The following is a 17,282-nucleotide window of genomic DNA, read 5'->3' as shown; positions in this document are numbered from 1 at the left end:
GACAAGTACAGCGGCTCTGGCGGCGGCGGCGGGGACTCGGGCAAAGCCGGGTCAGCTGTTTCCAGCAAGTCCACCTCGTCCAGCAAGAACGAATACGGCTACGAGAAGACCACCACGACCACGACCTACAAGTCTGGTGTCTCGCAAACCACCACGAAGCAGACCGTAAGCACCCCAGCAGGGCCGAAGGAAGTCACAAAGACCACCACCAAGGCCGCACCACAACCCAAGGACGACCCGAAGAAGACCGGCCCGCAGCCCGTCCTCCTCGACCTAGACGGGAACGGGGTCAAGATCACCGAATACCAGAACTCCACCCAGTTCATGACCGGGAAGGACGGGTTCCAGCACCGCTCGTCCTGGGCGGGCGCGGGGGATGGGGTGCTGTTCTATGACCCCGATGGTAGGGGCGCGATCACCGAACACCGGCAGTATGTCTTCACCGAATGGAACCCCACGGCGGCGGGGGATCTGGAGGCGTTGCGCTCGATCTGGGACACCAACGGCGATGGCAAGCTGACGGCGGCGGACGCGGAGTTCGCGAAGTTCAAGGTGATGGTCACCAATGCCGATGGCTCGACCACCGTGATGACGCTGGCGGCCCTGGGGATCACCGAGATCAACCTGACGGCCAATACGGTGAACATTGAACTCCCCGATGGGTCGGTCATCACCGGGCAGACGACGTTCACCCGAGCGAACGGGACGACGGGGACGGTGGCGAACACGACGCTGGCAGGGGATGGGGCGGGGTCTTGGCGGGACCGGGACCGGCGGTTGGCGGCGTGAGTGTCCACGGTGGACAAACGCGGATGGATGTTTGGAATCAACGGGTTGGTCGCGGGCGTTAGGGATTTGGAAAGGTTTGACTTTCCGACTTTTGGGGCGCGCGCGTGACGGGTGAAAGGTGGTCGCCCTTAGGTTGATATTATGGTTCTGGAGGGGCGGCGCTGCTGGAACTTCGTGACAGTGGGTGTGCGCTGTTGCGTGTAAGGAACCACTTGGTTGAGTGAGGGTGGGGGCCGTAAAATATTCCTGTGGGAAAGTGTCAGGGGAGATTGACAGCTCACGGTTGTGTGAGGTCTGGTGAGAGCGTGGTTAACGGTTCGGTGCGCGGATGGACGGGGTTGGAGTGAGGGGTGTGGGGGGTGGGCTTGGCGCGGGGAGCAAAGATGAAGGGAAGCGGAAAGTTCGCACTTCTTCAACGCTTGCTACGCTGCGAGTGCGCATAGAGATTAGGAACCCGTGCCTTGAGTGTTCGAGCGATAACTAAAATTATAGCCTTATCAAGCTTTGGTTTCTGCTTGTTCTTGGCCGCATTTCTCCTGTCATTGTTTCTGAATCCATCACTTTCCCGAAGCGACTCTTCCGCTGAAGCGGGTCATGCTGGAGTTAGCCAATTGGAAAGGATTCTCCTTGACCTCAGCGCTACATCAGTCAGTGGAGCCATTGAACTCTCGTTGGTGCTAGTATTCTTCTTTGTATTCACCTTAATCGTCACTATCATTAGCGAAGTACTCAAAGCTGTCGGAGTTGAAAATTCTTATGCGAGCTCGATTTCCCTTCTTTTCGTAAATGGGATGCCGGCTGCTGTACTTGCCCTTGGGCTGGTAGTTCTCGACTTCTTCGTTGATGACCAGTCGTTGAGGGATACTGGCACCGCCGTGTACTTAACCCCACTCAGGAGTTTTGTTGTTTGCATGAAGCTTTCAACAATAATCCTTCTTTCAGGCTGTGCTGCGTACTTTCTAGTTAGAACCTTCAGGCGAGGACTGAGCCAATGAACCCCATTCTGGACACTGCCGCAGAGCGCATTGAGGCGATTGTTAGCGGGCAGCCTGGCACCATTGAGCTCGATCAGAGCACAATGAGGTCAGATGAAACTGTGCGGAATTATCCGATCCAGTCCCTGGTCCTGTCAAATACAGCAGCAGCAACGACGTTAACTTCTACCCGGATGCAATTCTTCGTGAACAGGCAGGTTATGAGGGCGGGACGAGCTCTGGATCGTCTTCTACGCCCAAGAGCGGCACAAGCTCTTCTAGCAGTTCGAAGAAGGACGACTATGCAACCAAGTACAGCGGCTCTGGCGGCGGTGGCGGAGACTCCGGCAAAGCCGGGTCCGCTGTGTCCAGCAAATCCACCTCTATTACCAAGAACGAATACGGCTACGAGAAGACCACCACGACCACGACCTACAAGTCTGGTGTCTCGCAAACCACCACGAAGCAGACCGTAAGCACCCCAGCAGGGCCGAAGGAAGTCACCAAGACCACCACCAAGGCCGCACCACAACCAAAGGACGACCCGAAAAAGACCGGCCCGCAGCCCATCCTCCTCGACCTTGACGGCAATGGCGTCAAGATCACGGAATACCAGAACTCCACCCAGTTCATGACCGGGAAGGATGGCCTCCAGCACCGCTCCTCCTGGGCGGGGGCGGGGGATGGGGTGCTGTTCTATGACCCCGACGGGCGGAATGCGATCACCGAACACCGGCAGTATGTCTTCACCGAATGGAACCCGACGGCGGCGGGGGATCTGGAGGCGCTCCGGTCGATCTGGGACACCAACGGCGATGGCAAGCTGAGTGCGGCGGACGCGGAGTTCGCGAAGTTCAAGGTGATGGTCACCAATGCCGATGGCTCGACCACCGTGATGACGCTGGCGGCCCTGGGGATCACCGAGATCAACCTGACGGCCAATACGGTGAACATTGAACTCCCCGACGGGTCGGTCATCACCGGGCAGACGACGTTCACGCGGTCAAACGGGACGACGGGGACGGTGGCGAACACGACGCTTACCGCCGATGCGGCGGGGTATCGGGTCGTGGAAAGCGCCACGACCAACGTCGCGAACGAGCGGGTGCTGACCCAGACGGGGTATGACACCGATGGGGGCGTGGCGTTCCGCGTGATCTCGTTCACCAACCCGGCGGGTACGGCGTCGCTGCGGATGTATGACGACAACGGCGACGGGGTGACAGACCGGGTGCAGCGGATCGACCGGGTGACGAACGGCGACGGGACGAAGGTCGAGACGGTGGTGAACCGGCTGGGCGCGGACTGGACGGTGGGGATCCTGACCAGCCGGACAGTGACGACGACCAGCGCGGACGGCAAGGTCATCACGATCCAGCGCGACTCGGTCGGCGGCGGCTGGTTCGACCAGCGCGAGGTCTGGACGACGAATGCGGATGGCAGCCGGACCGAGGTGCTTCAAGAGCTGGCACAGAACGGTGCGGTGATCCACGGGCGGACCGAGACGGTCTCGGCCAACGGTTTGGTGCGGTCGGAGGGGACGGACCGGGACGGGAACGGGGTGGCCGAGACGTTGGAGAGCCACTCGATCACCATTGCGGCGAACAACAGCCGGACCGAGGTGACCGAGATTCGGAACGGCGACGGGACGCTTCGGGCGCGGGAGACTGAGACGGTCAGCGCGGACGGGAAGGTGCGGACGGGAAGGTGCGGACGGTGGCGCTGGACCTGGACGGGAACGGCACGGTGGACCGGACGGACCAGATGTCGATCACGGGTGCGGCGGGGACGGCGACGACCTCGGTGGCGACGGTGAAGAACGGAGATGGCAGCACGCGGTCGGTGACGACGGTGGTGCAGTCGGCGGATGCGCTGGTGAAGACGGCCAGTGCGGATGTAGACGGGGATGGCGATATCGACCTGGTGACCGTGGATCAGACGGTGATTGCGGCGGATGGCAGCCGGGTCAGGACGGTGACGGCGACGAACACCGATGGCTCGGTGCGCGGCTTGATGCGCGAGACGCTAGGGGCCGACAAGGTGACGGCGCAGACCTGGGTGGACCAGAACCAGGACGGGGTGTTCCAGGCGACGGACCTGGTGCGGCAGGTTGTGGTGAATGGGGCGCTTGTCACCGCCACGCTTGTGGCCCTCACCGACCCGTCCGGGTTCCGCGCCCAGGTGGTCTCCGTCCGCGCCTGCGACGCCGCCGCCGACATCGACGACCAAGCCGATTGACCCCGGGTCCCCCAGCGCGCCGCTGGCGATGGCTGCTGCCTGCGGCTCGGGCATGAAATCCACCTCCCGAAAGCCGGCCGCCAGGTAGCAGGCGCGCAGATCCGCCTCGGCTGCCGCTTCGCGAGGATCGCCGACGCCGTGAAACACCACAGGCCGCCCCGAGAGGACGCGGTCAAAGATCGTGCCGGCCTCGGCCTCGGCCCGTGCCTTCACCTCGGCCAGAAAGCGGCCGACGATGTCGACGAAGGTCACCCGCTCGTTCAGGATCTGTCGGCGCTCATGCATGAGGCTGGTGCCCAGGACGCGCTTGAGTGCCCGCATGAAACGCCCTTCGACACCGTCAAGGAGCGCCTGATTGGCAAGTTCGCCAATCAGCATCCTGCGTGCGTCATAGTCAAAGAAGAAGGTCGTCGGGATTGTGGTCCGGCCGGACGCGAACTGGATAAGGCGCGGCCGATTGTTGCACATATAGCCGGCGGCGGTATTTGACGTGCCAAAGTCAACCCCAAGCCCAAGTGCTCGTTGTGCCATGTTGGTGATCCTCGCGGCCTGCGGAGCCAGCGCCGTAGGGGGCGTGAAGGAGGGTGTCAAGGACGTGCCCAGCCGAGACAACCTTCTGCGCCGCTTTGAAAATGAACGCATGGCCGCACAACTGACGAAAATCAGCCTCCGGCAACTTCCGCGCAGTTCACGGCCTTTCGATCCAGGCGCAACAAATGCTTTGACAGTGCGGGACGATCACCGAAAGCTGGGCTGGCACGCGCACTTCCGATCAACGGGAGGCGGACGATACCCAACAGATCCGGAGAGAAAGATGAGAACGCGCTACCCGATGGCCATTGCGGCCTTGCTGATCGGTGCCGGAGCGGCAATAGCCGAGCCGGAAAGCACTGATCCGATCAAGCTGACGCTGCACGACTGGACCGGACAGCTGATCACGACCAACATCATGGCCGCCGTGCTGGAGGAGGCGGGCTATAACGTCGAACTGGTGCAGGCCGACTACCTTGCGCAGTTCCCGGGGCTGGAATCCGGCGATCTGCACATCGCGATGGAACTGTGGGAGACGACGGCCGCCGAGGCGATGGCCGCCTCGCTGGCGACGGGCAACACGGTCAGTTTCGGGCCGACCGGGATGCAGGGCAAGGAAGAGTGGTGGTATCCCGCCTACATGAAGGAGCAATGCCCAGGACTGCCGGACTGGCAGGCGCTGAACGACTGCGCCGAGCTGTTTGCCACGCCCGAGACCGCACCCAAGGGACGCTATCTGGGCGGACCCGTCACCTGGGGCGGCTTCGATGAAGAGCGTGTCGCGGCGCTGGGGCTGAACTACGAAGTGATCCACGCAGGCACCGACGCGGCCATGTTTGCCGAGCTGGAGTCAGCCTATCAGCGCAAGGCGCCGATCCTGTTGTGGATCTATGCGCCCCACTGGGCTCCGATCAAATATGAGGGCGAATGGGTGGAATTCCCGCCCTATTCGGTCGAGTGCTACACCGATCCGGCTGCGGGACTGAACCCCGACGCGACGCATGACTGCGGCAAGCCGACAGGGGGCATCCTGAAAGTCGGCTGGGCCGGCCTGGAGGGCAAGTGGCCGGGCGCCGCGAAGGCGATCACCGCGTTCCAGATGACGAACGACGAAATGGGCGCGATGGTCGGCAAGGTGGATGTCGACGGCATGTCGGTCGAGGATGTGGTGGACGAGTGGATGACCGCGAACGAGGCTGTCTGGACGACGTGGATCCAGTGATCTCGACCGGCGGGAGGGACAAGCGCCCTCCCGCCTCTCTGCCGATTGGCTGCCGGACCTTTGCCCCTGGAAATCTAGATGATCGAACGCCCCGTCAAGCTTGCCTGTCGGCATGTCTGGAAGATCTATGGCCCGCACCCGCAGCGGCTTTTGGCCAAGGGTGGCGTGCCGAGCCTCGAAGAGATCAGGCAGTCGGATCATGTCGGCGCGGTCCGGGATGCAAGCCTTGAGATCGGCGAGGGCGAGATCTTCGTCATCATGGGGCTGTCCGGGTCGGGGAAAAGCACGTTGGTGCGCTGCCTGTCGCGGCTGATCGAACCCACGGCGGGTGAGATCCTGTACGACGGCGAGGACCTGCTGAAGGCTTCGGCCGCACGGATGATCGAGATCCGGCGGCACCGGATGGGAATGGTCTTCCAGCACTTTGCCCTTCTGCCGCATCTGACGGTCCTGGAAAACGTGGCTTTCCCGCTGGAAGTGCAGGGGATCGACCGCAGGACGCGCGAGGCTCGGGCGCGTGAGGTCGTGCAACTGGTTGGCCTGCAGGGGCGCGAGGGCAACTTTCCGCGGCAGCTTTCCGGGGGGCAGCAGCAGCGCGTGGGGATTGCCCGGAGCCTGGCCGTCGAACCGGACCTGTGGTTCCTGGACGAGCCCTTCAGCGCGCTTGACCCCCTGATCCGCCGCGAAATGCAGGAGGAGTTCCTGCGCATCCAGCGGCAGTTGAAGAAGACGATCATCTTCATCACCCATGACTTCGACGAGGCGATACGGCTGGCCGACCGCATCGCCATCATGAAGGACGGAGCCGTCGTGCAGGTGGCGACCCCGGAGGAACTGGTTCTGGCCCCGGCGAACGATTATGTTGCGGCCTTCACTGCGCATGTGGCCCGGGCGAAGGTCGTGACCCTGGGCCGGATCGCTGTTGCCGGCCAGTTCGAGAGCGTGGCCGGAACATTGCCCGCCGGGGCGCGTATCGAAGACGTCGCTGACCGCATCGTCCTGGCGGATGCGCCGTTTGCCGTCGAGCGAGATGGCGCCGTGATCGGTCATGTCACTCCGGCCGCGGTGATCTCGATCCTGATCGGCAAGCACACATGACGCTTTGGCGCGGGATCTGGGCCAGCCTTGCCCTGGTTGCGCTGGGGCTGGCGGTCTTTGCCAGTCTTCCTGCAGGCTGGCTGTGGCCGCCGCCTGAGATGCAGGTGCCGTTTGCGGGCTGGCTGACGGCGGCGATGAAATGGCTGACGGACAGCGCCGCGATCGGCCCGGTGACGGTGAAGGATTTGACACGCGGCTTCGCCGCCCTGGTCGAGGCTCCATACGAGGTGGTCAAGGTCCTGCTGGTCGACGGCATTACCGAAGGCAAAGGCCGCCGAGCGACCACGATCATCCCACCCCTGTCCTGGGTGGCGGTCACGGTAGCTGTCGTGGCCTTGGGGCATTACGCCCGCGATATCTGGCTGGGGCTGCTTGCCGGGGCGTTGATGACCTACCTGGCGGTTTTCGGGCAGTGGGACAGCGCGATGGTCACGCTGGCCTCGATCGCGATTGCGGTGCCGCTGGGGGTGCTGGGCGGCGTCGCACAGGGCATCGCGGCCTGGCGGTGGCCCTGGGTCGAGCGGGTGCTGTCCCCGATCCTTGACCTGATGCAGACGATTCCGACCTTTGCCTTTCTGGTGCCGATCCTGGTGCTGTTCGGCTTTGGCCCGGTAGCGGCCCTGCTGGCCACGATCATCTACGCCATGCCGCCGATGGTGCGAGTGACCATTGTCGCCCTGCGCGCGGTGCCGTCCGAGATTCTGGATTTCGCCAACATGGCCGGCTGCACGCCCTGGCAGCGGATGCGCAAGGTCATGTTGCCGGTGGCACTCCCCGACCTGATGGTCGGGGTCAATCAGGTCATCATGCTGAGCCTGAACATGGTCATCATCGCCTCGATGATCGGGGCCGGGGGGTTGGGCGCCGACGTACTGGCAAGCTTGCGCCAGCTGAACATCGGCGGCGGGATCGAGGCGGGGCTGGCGATCACCGCGCTTGCCGTGGTGCTGGACCGGCTGGGGCAGGCCATGTCGGAACGGGTGGCCCGGGCCGAAGTGCGGCAGGGCAACTGGTGGCGCCGCCACCCCCGAACGACCGTTGTGCTGATCGTGGCACTGGTCAGCGGGGCGCTGGGCTATCTGCTCCCCGCCTTGCAGGACTGGCCCAAGGCCTGGGAGATCACCACCAAGCCATTCTGGTCCGACCTGATCCAGCACATCAACGTCACCTACTTCGACCAGCTTGAAGCTGTGCGCGTCTGGTTCCTTGAGGCTCTGCTACTGCCGGTGAAGCGGTTCTTCCTGGGTCTGCCCTGGCTTTTTCTGCTGGCGGTCCTTTCACTTGCGGGATGGCGGCTTGGGGGGCTGCGGCTGGCGGGTCTGGTGCTGGCGCTGGGCCTATTCGTCGCGGCGACCGGGCTTTGGGAGCTGGCGATGATTACCGTCTACCTGTGCGGGTTGTCGGTGGTGATCGCCATGCTGATCGGCGTGCCGCTGGGGATCCTTGCCGCCTCGAACGAGACGGCGGGCAAGGTGATCGGCACGGTGGTCGACACGCTGCAGACGCTGCCGTCGTTCGTCTACCTCATCCCGGTGGTGATGCTGTTCCGGGTCGGTGACTTCAGTGCGATGATCGCCGTCGTCCTGTTCGCGCTGGTGCCAGCCGTGAAATACACCGCCCACGGCCTGCGCTCGGTCCCGGCCGAGCTGATCGAGGCCGGCGTGGTCTGCGGCTGCACCAGGGCGCAGATCCTGCGCAAGATCCAGTTGCCGATGGCGGTGCCGATGATCCTTCTGGGGTTGAACCAGACGATCCTCTTGGCGCTGTCGATGCTGGTCATCACCGCGCTGGTCGGCACGCGCGACCTTGGGCAAGAGGTCTATTCGGCGTTGGCCACCGCCGATGTCGGGCGCGGTCTTGTGGCCGGTTTCGCCGTCGCCGCAATCGCGATCATCGCCGACCGGCTGATCGGAGCTGCCGCATGGCGCGCGCGCGCGCGTCTGGAGGGCGCGTGATGCGGCGCATCCTAAACAGATGGACCTGAAGACAGGCGCGCAAAGCCTTCGACCGCCTGGCGGGCGGCGTTGAAGCGGGCGCTCCGATGCGCGTGCTGGCTGCCCGTTGCGCGGACATGTCGGCCTTGTCGGGTTTCGGCAAGCCCGATACCCGACGCCTCGGCGGCCATACGGGCAAGACCTGCGGCGGTCTGTTCGGTTTCATCCGGCAGGAACAGGTCATGGCCAGAGACCTCTGACAGGAACTGCACGAAATAGGGGTTCCGCGACAGGCCGCCGTCGATCGAGACCGGGCCCTGGAACGGCTGGAGTGCTGCCATTGCCGCCAGCACCTCGGCGGTGCGCAGGGCGACCCCTTCCAGAAGCGCCTGCATCATGTCGGCCTTGCCGTCGGCCAGCGACAATCCCAGCCAGGCACCCCGGACGGCACGGCTCCAATGGGGGCAGCCAAGACCCGCCAGGGCAGGAACGAAGGCGATGCCCCGGTCGATGGCGGGCGACTTGGCGAAATCGGAAATCGTGTCGTAGTCTTGGAAAAGCCCAAGCTCGCCCGCCCAGTTGACCGCCGAGGCTGCGGCATAGACGCCACCATCCAGCGCATAAGCAACCGGATTCCCGGTCGGCTGCCAGGCGACGGTGGGCAGGGGACCGGGCCTTTCTGGCCGCAACAGCCCGGTCGTGAGGCACTGGACGAAAGCGCCGGTGCCGAAGGTCACTTTGGCGTCTCCGGGTTCGCGGCAACCATGTCCCAAAAGCGCCGCCTGCTGGTCCACGATCGAGGCGGCAAGCCGGGCGCCGCCGGGCAGCACCCCCAGATCGCCCGAGGTTGGGCCGATCACCGGCAGGCACGCCATCGGCACGCCGAAAAGGGCGCAAAGATCGGCGTCCCAGGTGCCGGTCGAGAGGTTCATCAGCGAGGTGCGCGAAGCTGTGGCGATGTCAGTTTCGAACCGACCGGTGAGCCGGTCGCGGAAGAAGGCATCCGTCGTGCCCAGTCGCAGGTGACCAAGTGCTGCAAGCTCTGCCGCGCGGGGCACGTGGCGCATGATCCAGCCCAGCTTCGAGGCCGAAAAATACGCATCAAGCGGCAAACCGGCCCGCGCCATGACCAGAGGCGCGGCCCCGTCCCGCGTCAGCGCGGCGGTCACGTCGGCGGTGCGGTCGTCCTGCCAGGTGATGACCGGGCAGATTGGTCGACCGTCTCGTGCATCCCAGGCGAGGCAGCTTTCCCCTTGGTTGGCAAGGCCGACCACCTCTGCCGTAGCCCCCATCAGACAGTGCTGGATGTTGGCCAGCAGCTCTTCGCCATCCTGCTCGACTTGGCCGGGCAAGGGGTAGGTCTGGGCGTGCGGCAGGGACAGCACCGGAGTCAGACGCCCGTCCGAGGCCATCAGCAGAACACGGGTGCTGGTCGTGCCCTGATCAATCGCGGCGATCTTCATGTCTTTTCGTCAATCGTCAGCGTCAACGGGCCGTGGCCAAGTTTGTGTGGCAAGAGCAATGACAGGCGACGTTCGGGACGGCTGTCGATCCGGGTCGCGGCAAGGATGCGTCCATCCTGCATCAAGCGCAACTGGCCTTTCGCGGGACGGCTCAGGCGGACTTGCAGGCGGTCATACGGAGAGCCGGAGGCACCAGCGCCGACAACCTGCGGTACCGCCAAGCGTAGCGCGGGATGGGCAAGCGAGAGCCTCACACCTCCCGGTTCCGGCAGATGATCCTGCAAGGCGGCAAGGATGGCCTGGGCAACACGCCGTCCTTCCGACCAGCACCAGCCTGCGGTTTCCACGCCGCGCAACAAGTTGCCGCAGGCAAAGTAGGCGGGATCGGACAATCGGCCCCAGCGGTCGATGACCGGCCCGCCAGAGGCGGCATCGATCTGAAGATGGCTGCCAACTAGAAGTGCCGCGTCGGGGCGAAAGCCGCCCGAGACGATCACTCCATCGGCTGGCAGATCCCTTTGGCCGGCAGGGGTGGCAAGCGTCACGCCGTCCACCCGTGTCCGGCCGTGAATCGCGGCGATGTCGCTGTGCAGCAGGATCGGAACCCGCATCGCCGCGGCTAGCCAGCGGGCCGAAGTTCGCGTCGTGATCCGGCTTGCCGGTTCGATCATCGCCAGGGGTCTGATCCCGGCATGGCGGCAGGTCAGCAGCGCCGAGAAGGCAACCAGTTCGCTTCCCAGGATCACCGGCTGGCGGAAAGGCCGCTGCCGGTTGAGATAGACCATCCCCTGCAAGGCCCCGGTGGACAGGACCCCGCCCGGCTTTTCCCCGCCGATCAACCGGGCCGCACGGCTGGTCTCGCGAACGCCGGTTGCCATCAGGACGACCTTCGCGGTCAAGGCTGAGGGCCCTGCGTCATCCGTGATCTCGACCACGCCGCCAGGTTGCAGGGACGTGACGGTCGTACGGGTGCGGATCGTTACACCGGCAGCGCGTGCGGCATCCGTCAGGCGCGCGGCATAGTCGGGGCCGCGCAGCAGGCGTTGAAACTCGCGCATGCCGAACGGGTAATGGCCGCAGTGTCGGGGGATGCCGCCCGCCTGCGTTTCACGCTCCAGAACCAGAACACGCCGCCCGGCCTGCGCCAGGGCAGTGGCCGCCCCAAGGCCCGCCGGCCCGCTGCCGATGACGATGACCTCGGGTTCAGTCATGCGGAGGCTCCGCCATTGGCTGCGCCAGACGCCCTTCGGTCATCCGCGCCAGTTCGGCCGTGCAGTAGAACCCCTGACAGCGCCCCATCGTCACCCGCGTCCGCCGTTTCAGACCGGCAAGACTGCCCGTGGCCAAAGGTCCGGTCAGTGCCGCCTCGATCTCGCGCCGCGTCACCAGTTCGCAGTGACAGACGATCCCGCCATGTCCGGGGCATTGCCAGTCGCGGGCACCGTCAACCGAGATGTTGGTCATTCTGGGCCAGACCGGGTCGGCGATCGGAGTGTGACTGCGTTCGGCCAGCCGCACGACATGCTCCGCTATGCCGAGAGCCGCAGACAGGCCGGTGGACCTGATGCCGCCGACGCAGATGTAGCCCGGAGCAAGGTCGGTGCGGATGCGGTATTCCTTTTCCTCGGTCGCGGGGCGCAGGCCCGCATAGACCGCCGTGACCTCATGCCCGGCCAGGGCGGGCAGGATCTCTTCGCCGCGCCGCATCAGCGCCTGCAGGGTCGGCCGCTCGACTGGCGCGTGTTCGCGGTCATCCTGTTCTTCGGCCGTTGGTCCTACGAGCAAGTTGCCGAATGCAGTCCGGCACACGACGATGCCCTTGGTGATCTTGGTCGGGACCGGCAGAAGAATGTGACCAGCCAAGGCGGCGGCGGTCTTGTCATAGACGACAAACTGCCCCTTGCGGGGGCGGATGGTGAACCAGCTTTCCCCGGTGACCCGGCGGTCGACCTCATCCCCCCAAAGGCCCGCTGCATTGATGACAAGGTTGGCCGAGACGTCTCCGGTCGTGGTTGCAAGATGCCAGCGGTCGCCCGACCGCCGCCCGGCGAGGACTTCGGTCTGGCGCTTCAGTACGGCCCCATTGGCCAGGGCCTGCAGAAGATAGCCATGCGCGGCGGACCAGGGGTCGATCAGGTGCTCGCCCGGTACCTGGAAACCCGCGCGGACGGCACGAGACAGCGCGGGCTCCAGCGTCTGTGCTTCGGGTCCGGTCAGCGGCTGCACGTCCAAGACGCCATTGGCCGTCGCCTGGGCGATCAGCGCGGGCAGCCCGGCCTCTTCTTCCTCGGTCCAGGCCAGGACCATCGCCCCGGCGCGGACAAGCGGCAGGCCCAGCCGGTCGCGGATGTCATGGTAAAGCGCATAGCCTTCGCGGATGCAGGCCAGTTCAACCGAAGCTTCGGGTGCGTCAAAGCCGGTGTGCAGGATGGCACTGTTGCCCTTCGATGCCCCATCAAGGACGTCGACTGCCTTTTCCAGGACCACAACCCTTGCCCCGGCCAGCGTGAACGCCCGTGCCAGCGCAGCGCCGACCACCCCGGCACCGATCACCGCGACGTCAAATGATGTGCCCTTGTCCGGGTGATCCGCGAGGTTCATCCAATCACCACGAGGTTTTCAACAGATATTGACTACTTGGTCATTTCCGTCAAGCTGACTGTCTGAAGGGACGTCAAGATTTCACCATTCGGTCAAGAAAATTGTTGACCTTGGTCGCCCAAGGCGGTCGGTTGATCTGGGGATGATGATGAAGCCGCACGAACGACAGCCTCAGATCGAGGCGATCATCCGGCGTGAAGGGGAAGTGTCGGTCGAGATGCTTGCAGCCAGGTTCGACGTATCGGCCGAGACCATCCGCCGGGACCTTGGCAACCTGGACGCGCTTGGCCGGGTCCAGAAGGTGCATGGCGGCGCACGGCGTCGGCAACTGATCCGCGAGCCCAGCCACGACGAACGCAAGATCGTCGCCGCGGAGGCCAAGGCTGCCATTGGCCGCCGCCTGGCCCAGTCCATCCAGCCGGGCGAGACCCTGTTCATCGACACCGGATCGACCACGCTGGCCGCAGCCGAACCCCTGGCTGCGATTCCGAACCTGACGATCATCACCAATTCCTGCCGTCTGGCAGAGCGGATTTCGCATGCAGGTGCCGATGCGACGATCCACCTTCTGGGCGGGCGGTACGGAGCCGACAATGCGCAGACCACTGGCGTGGCGGTGATCGATCAATTGCAGGCCTTTCGCGCCGACCGGGCGATCCTGACGGTGGCGGCCGTCGATCCAGACCAGGGCGCCATGGATGCTAGCCTGGACGAAGCGCAGATTGCCCGTGCGATGATCAAAGGGTCGCGGACGCTGACGATCCTTGCGGATTCCACCAAGTTCGGACAGCACGCAGCCTATGCGGTCTGCGCCATCGACGATGTCGACGTGATCATCAGCGACAATCAGTTGGACAAGGCGCACAGAGAGGCGCTGAGAGTCAGGGGAGTGGACTTGTGGACCTGAGCAGAACCGCAGTGGCAGGCACACGATGCCGCATCTGATCAAGGCCTATGTGCGGATCGTCGACAGGATATCCGATTACGTCGGCTACCTTGCCGCCTCGCTGATCTTCGTGATGGTCGCGACGCTGCTTCTGGACGCGGTCACGCGCAACGTCCTGAACATCCCGATCCACTGGGCCATCGAATTCACCCAGTTCACGCTGGCCGCCTATTACTTCATGGGCGGACCGATCACGCTGAAGAACAACGAACATGTCCGTATGGACCTGTGGTACGCGAACATGTCGGACCGTGGGAAGGCCAGGCTGGATCTGGTCACGGTCTGGTGCATGATCTTCTATCTGGGTGTCATGCTTTTCGGGTCGATCTCGTCGCTGCAATACGCCATCGAGACCGATGAGAAGCGGTTCTCGATGTGGAACCCCTCGGTCATCCCGATCAAGGCGCTGCTGACGGTCTGTCTTGTCCTCATGCTGTTCCAGGCCTTTGCGCTGGTGTTCAAGCACATCGCGACCCTGCGTGGAGAGCGCCTGTAAATGTCTTACGAGATGATTGCGCTGCTGATGTTCGCCACCATGGCGCTTCTGCTGATCACCGGCCAGCGGGTCTTTGCCGCCATCGGGTTCGTGGCCGCGGGGGCGGCGCTTCTGCTGTACGGCAACGGGGCGGTCGAACTGCCCTACAATCAGGTCTTCAAGCTGTTCAATTGGTACGCTATGCTGACGCTGCCCATGTTCATCTACATGGGCTACATTCTGGCGGAAAGCGGGATCGCCGAAGACCTGTACAAGATGATGCATGTCTGGTTCGGCCGCCTGCCCGGTGGCTTGGCCGTCGGCACCATCCTGGTGATGGTCATCATCTCGGCGATGAACGGGTTGTCGGTCGCGGGCATGGCCATCGGCGCGACCATCGCCCTGCCCGAGATGCTGCGGCGCGGCTATGACAAGGTGCTGATCTCGGGCGTGGTGCAAGGCGGATCGTCGCTGGGCATCCTGATCCCGCCCTCGGTCGTGCTGGTGCTGTACGGCATGATCGCGCGACAGCCGGTGTCGAAGCTGTGGTTCGCCGGGCTGGTGCCGGGTCTGATGATGGCCGCGATGTTCATCACCTACATCGTGATCCGCGCCAAGCTGAACCCCAAGCTTGCCCCGCCGGTCCCCCCGGAAGAGCTGAACATGACCTTCGGGCAGAAGCTGGCCCTTGCGCGGGCCGGAATCATCCCCTTCCTGATCTTCTTCTTCATGACCGGGCTTTTCGTCACGGGTTACACCAGCCTTGTCGAAAGCTCGGCCGTGGGCGCGACCTCGGCCACGCTGGCGGCGCTGGTGAAGGGCCGCTTCACCTGGCGTCTGATCCGCGAAACTTCGATGAAGACCCTTGCCGTATCCTGCATGTTCCTGTGGCTGATCCTGGCGGCCTTGGCCTTCGGCGCGGTCTTCGACGGGCTGGGCGCGGTCCGGGCCATCGAGAACCTGTTCCTGAAACAATGGGACCTCAGCCCCTGGGCCATCATCATCATGATGCAACTGAGCTTCCTGATGCTGGGCATGTTTCTTGACGACACCGCCATGCTGGTCATTGTCGCGCCGCTTTACATCCCGCTGGTCGCCAGCCTCGACCTCGGCTTCGACAACCAGCTGATCTGGTACGGCGTCCTTTACACGATCACCTGCCAGATCGCCTACATCACGCCGCCTTTCGGCTACAACCTGTTCCTCATGCGCTCGCTTGCCCCAAGAGAGATCAGTCTGGGCGACATTTACCGCTCGATCTGGCCCTTTGCGGCCATGATGGCACTGACCATCGTGCTGTTGATGATTTTCCCGCAGATCGCGCTCTGGCTTCCCGAGCAGATTAATGTTCGCGGCTGACCGAACGGACCACCACGAGGGCCATAGAAGCCCGTAACAACAAGGAGATGACGATGACCGACAATAAACCGCAAAGCCCGTCCGAGGCGATCCTAGCCTCGCGCCGGAACTTCCTGCGCAAGTCCGTCCTGGGGGCGGGTGCCGCTGCGGGGGCCACGCTGGCCGCACCGTACGTCAATGCGCAGTCCGGTCCGATCAAGTGGCGGCTTCAGACCTACTCCGGCGCCCCCCTCGGCGCCCATGTGATCAAGCCGCAGATCGAGGCCTTCAACGCCGCCGCCAACGGCGAGATGGAGATCGAACTTTACTACGCCGACCAGCTTGTCCCCACCGCCGACCTCTTCCGCGCGCTGCAGAACGGCACGCTGGACGCGGTGCAATCGGACGAGGCGACGATGGCCTCGCCGGTCGACATCTCGGTCTTCGGCGGCTACTTCCCCTTCGCCACCCGCTACAGTCTCGATGTGCCGGCGCTGTTCCAGTACTACGGGCTGAAGGAAATCTGGGAAGAGGCCTACAACGAGGTCGAGGGCGTGACCTGGCTTTCCGCCGGGGCCTGGGACCCCCTGCACATCTTCACCGTGAACAAGCCGATCCGCAGCCTGGCCGACATGGCGGGCCTGCGCGTCTTCGGGGTGCCGACGGCAGGCAAGTTCCTGGCGAAATACGGCCTGATCCCGGTGACGATCCCGTGGGACAACGTCGAGGTTGCGATGCAGACCGGCGAGATCGACGGCGTCGCCTGGTGCGGCTTTACCGAGGCGTATGAGGTTGGCTGGGCCGATGTCTGCAAATACGCGCTCACGAACTCGGTCACCGGGGCCTGGTTCGGCAGCTACTTCGCCAACACCGCCAGCTGGGAAAAGGTCCCGCCGCATCTGCAACAGCTGTTCAGAAGCACGATCGACCAGTCGCACTATTATCGCCAGGTCTGGTACTGGGGCGGCGAGGCGAAGCTGCGCGTCGAGGGCGAGAAGATGGAGCTGACCTCGCTGCCGGACGCGGAATGGGCGCAGGTGGTCGAGGATTCCAAGGGCTTCTGGGACGAAGTCGCCGCGTCGTCGCCGCGGTCGGGCAGGGTGGTTGATGCGTTCAAGAAATACGCCGAGACGATGGATAAGGCTGGATATCCGTATCGGTGAACAGGCTGAGGACTGGCGGCGCGTCCGGTGAGGGCGCGCCCAAGGTTCGCGCCCTCACGTCTGTTATGGGCTGATCGCTCAGCTTGCGGTCAGGGCCTTGTCAAGCAGTGCCTGGATGTCGGCTTTGGATGTGCCGGCGACGATACGGCCCAGTTCCTCGCGGCCTTTCAGGAGCACGAGAGTAGACCGACGCGGGATGCGGAGATCCATCGCCAGGGTGTCCTTTGCATAAAGGTCCCAGTCCACCTTGTAGAACATGATTTTCCGCTCGTAGGCCGGGTTTTCGGCCTTGAGGGTGTCAAGGACACGTTCCTGGGCGGCGCAGGTCGAGCACCAGCTGGCCCAGAAGTCGAGAAGCACGATCTTGCCAGCGTCCATCGCGGTTTCTGCGGACCCAGGTGCATAGAGCAGCGGCTCTGCGGCATGAAGTCCGGGGGGCAGCAAGGTGAGGGCTGCCGTCGAGGCAAGGAAGGCGCGGCGGTTCATGAATGTCTCCTTCGGGGGTGAGGG

Annotated in this window: 15 protein-coding genes and 1 pseudogene; 11 read left to right on the top strand and 5 right to left on the bottom strand. The window is 64.0% G+C overall.

Annotated features, from left to right (window positions below; genetic code table 11):
• The 4 genes from Q8M85_RS10490 to Q8M85_RS10475 form a co-directional block, all read left to right on the top strand.
• Positions 1–789: hypothetical protein (locus tag Q8M85_RS10490; RefSeq protein ID WP_305543949.1), on the top strand; the 789-nt coding region annotated here is incomplete at its 5' end.
• A 611-nt stretch (positions 790–1,400) separates the two neighbouring features.
• Positions 1,401–1,784, top strand: coding sequence for a hypothetical protein (locus Q8M85_RS10485; protein WP_305543946.1), 384 nt, complete (start codon positions 1,401–1,403; stop codon positions 1,782–1,784).
• A gap of 343 nt (positions 1,785–2,127) precedes the next feature.
• Positions 2,128–3,579, top strand: a complete 1,452-nt coding sequence (locus tag Q8M85_RS10480) for a hypothetical protein (RefSeq protein WP_305543944.1) — start codon at positions 2,128–2,130, stop codon at positions 3,577–3,579.
• The gene (locus Q8M85_RS10475; protein ID WP_305543973.1) at positions 3,528–4,001 is read left to right on the top strand and encodes a hypothetical protein; all 474 of its coding nucleotides are present in this window, start codon (positions 3,528–3,530) and stop codon (positions 3,999–4,001) included. Before Q8M85_RS10480 ends, Q8M85_RS10475 begins: the two co-directional genes overlap by 52 nt.
• A gap of 327 nt (positions 4,002–4,328) precedes the next feature.
• On the opposite strand, the pseudogene Q8M85_RS10470 reads toward Q8M85_RS10475, so the two are convergent.
• Positions 4,329–4,469 (bottom strand): annotated as a pseudogene (locus Q8M85_RS10470) (Hsp70 family protein); the annotation flags it as partial.
• Between the two features lie 346 nt (positions 4,470–4,815).
• Here Q8M85_RS10470 and Q8M85_RS10465 point away from each other — a divergent pair.
• From Q8M85_RS10465 to Q8M85_RS10455, 3 genes are all read left to right on the top strand, one after another.
• Positions 4,816–5,754, top strand: coding sequence for an ABC transporter substrate-binding protein (locus Q8M85_RS10465; RefSeq protein ID WP_305543941.1), 939 nt, complete (start codon positions 4,816–4,818; stop codon positions 5,752–5,754).
• Between the two features lie 78 nt (positions 5,755–5,832).
• A complete protein-coding gene (locus Q8M85_RS10460) occupies positions 5,833–6,852 on the top strand; it encodes a glycine betaine/L-proline ABC transporter ATP-binding protein (protein WP_305543939.1) in 1,020 nt (339 codons plus the stop codon).
• Positions 6,849–8,807 carry a proline/glycine betaine ABC transporter permease gene (locus Q8M85_RS10455; protein WP_305543936.1) on the top strand — a complete coding sequence of 653 codons (1,959 nt, stop codon included), beginning with the start codon at positions 6,849–6,851 and terminating at the stop codon, positions 8,805–8,807. Before Q8M85_RS10460 ends, Q8M85_RS10455 begins: the two co-directional genes overlap by 4 nt.
• 11 nt (positions 8,808–8,818) lie before the next feature.
• Here the strand turns inward: Q8M85_RS10455 and Q8M85_RS10450 are convergent, their stop codons facing one another.
• Genes Q8M85_RS10450 through Q8M85_RS10440 form a run of 3 tightly spaced genes read right to left on the bottom strand, consistent with a single transcriptional unit; the run spans position 8,819 to position 12,850 of the window.
• Positions 8,819–10,249, bottom strand: a complete 1,431-nt coding sequence (locus Q8M85_RS10450) for an FGGY family carbohydrate kinase (protein WP_305543933.1) — start codon at positions 10,247–10,249, stop codon at positions 8,819–8,821.
• A complete protein-coding gene (locus Q8M85_RS10445; RefSeq protein ID WP_305543930.1) occupies positions 10,246–11,460 on the bottom strand; it encodes an NAD(P)/FAD-dependent oxidoreductase in 1,215 nt (404 codons plus the stop codon). Before Q8M85_RS10445 ends, Q8M85_RS10450 begins: the two co-directional genes overlap by 4 nt.
• On the bottom strand, positions 11,453–12,850 hold the full coding sequence (locus Q8M85_RS10440; RefSeq protein ID WP_305543927.1) for an NAD(P)/FAD-dependent oxidoreductase: 1,398 nt from the start codon (positions 12,848–12,850) through the stop codon (positions 11,453–11,455). The genes Q8M85_RS10445 and Q8M85_RS10440 overlap by 8 nt, the downstream gene beginning before the upstream one ends.
• Positions 12,851–12,998: 148 nt before the next feature.
• On the opposite strand from Q8M85_RS10440, the gene Q8M85_RS10435 reads away from it, so the two are divergent.
• From Q8M85_RS10435 to dctP, 4 genes are read left to right on the top strand one after another with little or no spacing between them, the layout of a single operon-like run.
• Entirely contained in the window at positions 12,999–13,757 is a 759-nt protein-coding gene (locus Q8M85_RS10435) for a DeoR/GlpR family DNA-binding transcription regulator (RefSeq protein WP_305543924.1), read from the top strand.
• 25 nt (positions 13,758–13,782) lie between these two features.
• Positions 13,783–14,292 carry a TRAP transporter small permease subunit gene (locus Q8M85_RS10430; RefSeq protein ID WP_305543921.1) on the top strand — a complete coding sequence of 170 codons (510 nt, stop codon included), beginning with the start codon at positions 13,783–13,785 and terminating at the stop codon, positions 14,290–14,292.
• Entirely contained in the window at positions 14,293–15,630 is a 1,338-nt protein-coding gene (locus tag Q8M85_RS10425; protein WP_305543918.1) for a TRAP transporter large permease subunit, read from the top strand.
• 53 nt (positions 15,631–15,683) lie between these two features.
• Positions 15,684–16,772: a TRAP transporter substrate-binding protein DctP gene (gene dctP / locus Q8M85_RS10420; protein ID WP_305543915.1), complete on the top strand. Its 1,089-nt coding sequence runs from the start codon at positions 15,684–15,686 to the stop codon at positions 16,770–16,772.
• Positions 16,773–16,850: 78 nt separating this feature from the next.
• On the opposite strand, the gene Q8M85_RS10415 is transcribed toward dctP, so the two are convergent.
• Entirely contained in the window at positions 16,851–17,258 is a 408-nt protein-coding gene (locus tag Q8M85_RS10415) for a thioredoxin family protein (RefSeq protein WP_305543912.1), read from the bottom strand.
• Positions 17,259–17,282 lie beyond the last annotated feature (24 nt).

It is taken from the genome of Tabrizicola sp., assembly GCF_030694085.1.
Lineage (GTDB): Bacteria > Pseudomonadota > Alphaproteobacteria > Rhodobacterales > Rhodobacteraceae > Tabrizicola.
This window is presented reverse-complemented; position numbering and strand designations above follow the sequence as displayed.

Excerpts from the sequence above, each read along its gene's own strand:
- Q8M85_RS10475 (WP_305543973.1), top strand. The coding sequence starts at position 3,528 with ATGTCGATCACGGGTGCGGCGGGGACGGCGACGACCTCGGTGGCGACG.
- Q8M85_RS10465 (WP_305543941.1), top strand. The coding sequence starts at position 4,816 with ATGAGAACGCGCTACCCGATGGCCATTGCGGCCTTGCTGATCGGTGCC.
- Q8M85_RS10460 (WP_305543939.1), top strand. The coding sequence starts at position 5,833 with ATGATCGAACGCCCCGTCAAGCTTGCCTGTCGGCATGTCTGGAAGATC.
- Q8M85_RS10455 (WP_305543936.1), top strand. The coding sequence starts at position 6,849 with ATGACGCTTTGGCGCGGGATCTGGGCCAGCCTTGCCCTGGTTGCGCTG.
- Q8M85_RS10450 (WP_305543933.1), bottom strand. The coding sequence starts at position 10,249 with ATGAAGATCGCCGCGATTGATCAGGGCACGACCAGCACCCGTGTTCTG.
- Q8M85_RS10445 (WP_305543930.1), bottom strand. The coding sequence starts at position 11,460 with ATGACTGAACCCGAGGTCATCGTCATCGGCAGCGGGCCGGCGGGCCTT.
- Q8M85_RS10440 (WP_305543927.1), bottom strand. The coding sequence starts at position 12,850 with ATGAACCTCGCGGATCACCCGGACAAGGGCACATCATTTGACGTCGCG.
- Q8M85_RS10435 (WP_305543924.1), top strand. The coding sequence starts at position 12,999 with ATGAAGCCGCACGAACGACAGCCTCAGATCGAGGCGATCATCCGGCGT.
- Q8M85_RS10430 (WP_305543921.1), top strand. The coding sequence starts at position 13,783 with ATGCCGCATCTGATCAAGGCCTATGTGCGGATCGTCGACAGGATATCC.
- Q8M85_RS10425 (WP_305543918.1), top strand. The coding sequence starts at position 14,293 with ATGTCTTACGAGATGATTGCGCTGCTGATGTTCGCCACCATGGCGCTT.
- dctP (WP_305543915.1), top strand. The coding sequence starts at position 15,684 with ATGACCGACAATAAACCGCAAAGCCCGTCCGAGGCGATCCTAGCCTCG.
- Q8M85_RS10415 (WP_305543912.1), bottom strand. The coding sequence starts at position 17,258 with ATGAACCGCCGCGCCTTCCTTGCCTCGACGGCAGCCCTCACCTTGCTG.